The organism is Microbacterium sp. P2_F9 (assembly GCF_056403635.1).
The window spans coordinates 1-3888 of the sequence record NZ_JBFUFC010000266.1 but is presented as its reverse complement, the minus strand read 5'-3'; the positions used below and the strand labels follow the sequence as shown (position 1 = coordinate 3888).

The window sequence follows — 3888 nt, the reverse complement described above, 5'->3', positions numbered from 1 at the left end:
CCGCCGCCGCGACCGCGGAGGCGTTGCGCAGGGCGCCGAGCAGCACGACACCGGTGCCTGCCGCGGCCTCGGCCACGACCGCGCCGTTGATCGACGAGGAGCGGCCCTCGATGAGACGGGATTCGACGCCGTCCTCGAGCGCGCGGATCACCGTCGTCGAGAACCGCAGCACGTCGACCACGACGACCACGTCGGCGGGTGCGAGCCGGGCGAGCCCCTCGGTGCCCCACTCCAGACGCACCTGGTAGGTCGACTGATCGAAGGCGTCGGGCGTGGCAGGCATCCGTCCAGCGTAAGCGGCGACCGGCTGAGCCACCTCGAGTGCGACACTGAGGTCATGCGTGTGCTGCAGAAGCTGATCATCGACTGCGATGCGGATGCCGCGTGGCGGGCGCTGCACTCCCCTCGGGCTGTCGCCGAGCTGTACGGCCCGCTCATCGACCTCGACCCGCTCGACCCCACGGGTCTGCCGACCAGCTGGGAGCCGGGCGGTGAGGTCGCGGTGCAGCTGCTGCTCGGCGGTCTCATCCCGATGGGCCGGCAGCTCATCCACGTGAGCGACCGGACGGTCACCGATCCGGGCCCCGCTGCGGGGCAGGTCCGGATCTTCCGGGACAGCGGCATCCCGCTGTCGGGACCGCTCGCCGAGCTCGACGTCTGGGACCACCAGATCGCGGTCTCCCCCGTGCCGGGCGACCCGAGCCGCACGCTGTGGCGCGATCGCCTGGTGATCGGCGGCGCGATGGCACCGATCCTGTGGCCCGTGCTGTGGTCGATGTGGCAGTGGCGCGCCACGCGGGTGCGCGCGCTCGCGCCGGGCTGGGCCCACGACCCGGAACTCACGGAAGCGGATCCCGAACTCGTGAAGAAGGATGCCGCGGCCGAAGCCTGACCGCGGCATCCCGTCGGCGACCGGTCCCGAGCCGGCCGCCGGATCTACTCGGCGAGCGCCTCGACCGGGGCTACGCGGGTGGCGAGCCGGGTCGGCACGACCGCAGCGACGAGGGTGAGCACCGCGGTCGCGACGACGATCACGAGGATCGGCCAGAACGGCACCGCGGGCCAGACGAAGGTCGCCACGACCGGCGCGTCGGGGTTCGTCGGCACCGAGCCGAGCAGCGACTGCGCGCCCGCCCAGCCGTAGAGCACCCCGAGGAGCAGCCCGGTCACGGTCGCCGTGATCGTGATGTGCGCGGCTTCGAGCAGCACCATCCTGCGCACCTGCCCGTTCGAGACGCCCAGCGCCCGCAGCAGGCCGAGCTCGCGGCGACGCTGCACCACCCCGAGAGTCAGCAGGTTGACCAGGCCGACTCCGGCGATCACCGCAGATACGGCGACGAGGCCCATCATGATGGCCGCGAACGAGTCGAGAAGCGTTCCCATCTGCTCGGGCAGCGCACCCCCGTTGGCGGCGGTGATGACGGCCTTCGTCGACTCGATCGCGACGGCGAACATCGTCACGAGCGTCACGCCCATCACGACGCCGATCGCCATCCGACTCGACCGCTCGGGATACCGCAGCGCGTTCTCGGCGGCCAGGCGCGCGGTCGTCGAACCACCGAAGAGGCGTCCGACGAGACGCAGCGCAGGGGGCATCACGAGCGTGGCGCCGAGCGCCAATCCGGTGAACGAGAGGATGCCGCCGACGAACGCGACCGCGACGCCCAGCGGGGTGACGAGCCCGGCGAGGATCCCGAGGGCAAGCAGCGCCCCGCCGATGATGAAGAGCACCAGCGCCGCGACGTTCCGCCCGGTGCGGTGCACGACGGCGTCGTGGGAGGCCTCCACCGACCCGCCGAGCGCCTGCAGCGGCGTCACCGTCAGCACCCGGCGCGATCCGGCCCAGGCGGCCGCCCACGTCGTGAGTGCGACGACGAGCGCGGGCAGCAGCAGCTCCGCACGCACGAGGGCGTACGGGATGTCGCCGAGCCCCAGCATCCGTCCCGCCAGCCACGACCCGGCCGCCGCGATCGCGAGGCCCCCGGCGAGGCCGAGGACCGCACCGATGACACCGACGACGAGACCCTGGCGCGCGATCTCGGTGCGCTGCGACCGCGCCGAGGCGCCGATCAGCCGCAGCAGCGCGATGCGGCGGGTGCGGCCGGCGACGACGGTCGCGAAGGTGTTCGCGGTCACGATCGACGCGACGTAGACCGCGACGCCGACGAGCAGGAAGGTCATGAAGCTCAGGACGAACGCGAGCGTGCCGCTGCCGCCGATGAACGGGTGGGCGCGCAGCATCGCGCCGATGTACGCCGTCGCCGAAAGCAGCACGACGCCGAACGCCGTGGAGATCGCCGCGACGAGCACGCTCGCGCCCATCCCGCGTTCACGCAGCCACGAGAAGCGGACGGATGCCTCGGCCGCGCCGGCTCGGATCCGCGGGGCGTCGAGGGCTGCGGCGGTCATGCCCGCACCTCGTCCACGACGGTCGGATCGACGCCGAGCTCGGAGGCGAGCATGTACGCCGAGATCTCCTCCGCGGTCTGGCGCGATTTGTCGGCCACGATCCGCCCGTCGCCGAGGAAGATGACGCGGTCGGCGTGGCTCGCCGCGACCGGGTCGTGCGTGACCATCGCGATCGACTGGCCATGGTCGCGGCTCGCCGCCGCCAGCAGCCCGAGCACCTCTCGGCCGCTGCGCGAATCGAGGTTGCCGGTGGGCTCGTCGGCGAACACGAGGTCGGGTGCCGTGGCGAGCGCGCGGGCGATCGCGACGCGCTGCTGCTGCCCGCCGGACAGCTGGTGCGGGCGATGCCGGAGCCGGTCGGCGAGGCCGAGGGTCTCGACGAGGCCGTCGATCCGCGCGCGCTCCAGCGCCGATGGGCGGCGGCCGTCGAGGTCGAACGGGAGGGTGATGTTGGCGATCGCGTCGAGGGTCGGCACGAGGTTGAACGCCTGGAAGACGAACCCCACCMGGCGGCGCCGGAGGATCGTCAGCTCGAGGTCGCTGAGCCCCGTGATCTCGGTGTCGCCGATCCAGGCGCGACCCTGGGTCGGGGCATCCAATCCCGCCATGATGTGCATGAGCGTCGACTTGCCCGATCCGGACGGCCCCATGATCGCGGTGAACTCGCCTCGGCGGATGCCGACGGTGAGCGCGTCGAGGGCGGTCACGGCACTGCCGCCCGCGCCGTAGGTCTTGGTGAGCTGCTGCACCCGCGCGGCGAGGCCCAGGTCGGTCGTTGTGAGTTCCATGCTCCGACGGTACGAACCGGCCGGTCCTGCGCGCGTCGGCCGGGAGAGGCATCCGGCTACATCGCAGGGATGATCCTCTTCCGGCGACGGCATGCGCGGGACTATGGTCGCGACAGGCCCCTGGGGGGGGCCAGGATCTGGAGGATCCAGCATGCCCGCAACTCCGCTGCCGCCGAGCGGCGATGTCCCGGCGAAGGCCAAGACGTGCGACGCGAGCGGGATGATCGAGATCCACCGGATGTTCCGTCGGAGTTTCGGCGAGGGACCAGACCTCGTCGGCGGCGTCCGCGAGGGCGACACCGCCCATGCGGCGGCGGTGGCGACTCAGCTCGAGACCATATCGACCGGCCTGCACGCGCATCACGAGGGCGAGGACCAGCGCCTGTGGGGACCGCTCGAAGAGCGCGCGCCGTCGTGCACGGTCCATGTCGAGCGCATGAAGGCGCAGCACGCCGAACTCCTGGTGCACCTCACCGCGCTCGATCGCGCGCTGCCGGCATGGCGGGCTTCGGCGACGGCGACGGATGCCGAGCCCGTGCTCACGGCGCTCGGCGGCGTGAACGCGGCCATCGCCGTGCACCTGCCGGACGAGGAGACCAACATCGTGCCCGTCATGGAGTACACGATCACCGAGCCCGAGGCGGAGTGGTTCGCCAAGCACGGGCGGAACTCGATCCCGAAGGGGCAGACC

Annotated in this window: 4 protein-coding genes and 1 pseudogene; 2 read left to right on the top strand and 3 right to left on the bottom strand. The window is 72.2% G+C overall.

The features are described from left to right. Positions 1-283, bottom strand: a pseudogene (locus tag AC1DVT_RS18470) (2-phosphosulfolactate phosphatase); the annotation flags it as partial. A 54-nt stretch (positions 284-337) separates the two neighbouring features. Here AC1DVT_RS18470 and AC1DVT_RS18465 point away from each other — a divergent pair. After that, complete coding sequence (locus AC1DVT_RS18465) at positions 338-892, top strand: hypothetical protein (protein WP_477390653.1); 555 nt, start codon at positions 338-340, stop codon at positions 890-892. Between the two features lie 44 nt (positions 893-936). On the opposite strand, the gene AC1DVT_RS18460 is transcribed toward AC1DVT_RS18465, so the two are convergent. Further along, positions 937-2409 carry an FtsX-like permease family protein gene (locus AC1DVT_RS18460; RefSeq protein ID WP_477390651.1) on the bottom strand — a complete coding sequence of 491 codons (1473 nt, stop codon included), beginning with the start codon at positions 2407-2409 and terminating at the stop codon, positions 937-939. Next, entirely contained in the window at positions 2406-3197 is a 792-nt protein-coding gene (locus AC1DVT_RS18455; RefSeq protein WP_477390650.1) for an ABC transporter ATP-binding protein, read from the bottom strand. The genes AC1DVT_RS18460 and AC1DVT_RS18455 overlap by 4 nt, the downstream gene beginning before the upstream one ends. Positions 3198-3348: 151 nt before the next feature. On the opposite strand from AC1DVT_RS18455, the gene AC1DVT_RS18450 reads away from it, so the two are divergent. Further along, on the top strand, positions 3349-3888 hold a 540-nt coding region (locus AC1DVT_RS18450), incomplete at its 3' end, for a hemerythrin domain-containing protein (RefSeq protein WP_477390648.1).

Excerpts from the sequence above, each read along its gene's own strand:
- AC1DVT_RS18465 (WP_477390653.1), top strand. The coding sequence starts at position 338 with ATGCGTGTGCTGCAGAAGCTGATCATCGACTGCGATGCGGATGCCGCG.
- AC1DVT_RS18460 (WP_477390651.1), bottom strand. The coding sequence starts at position 2,409 with ATGACCGCCGCAGCCCTCGACGCCCCGCGGATCCGAGCCGGCGCGGCC.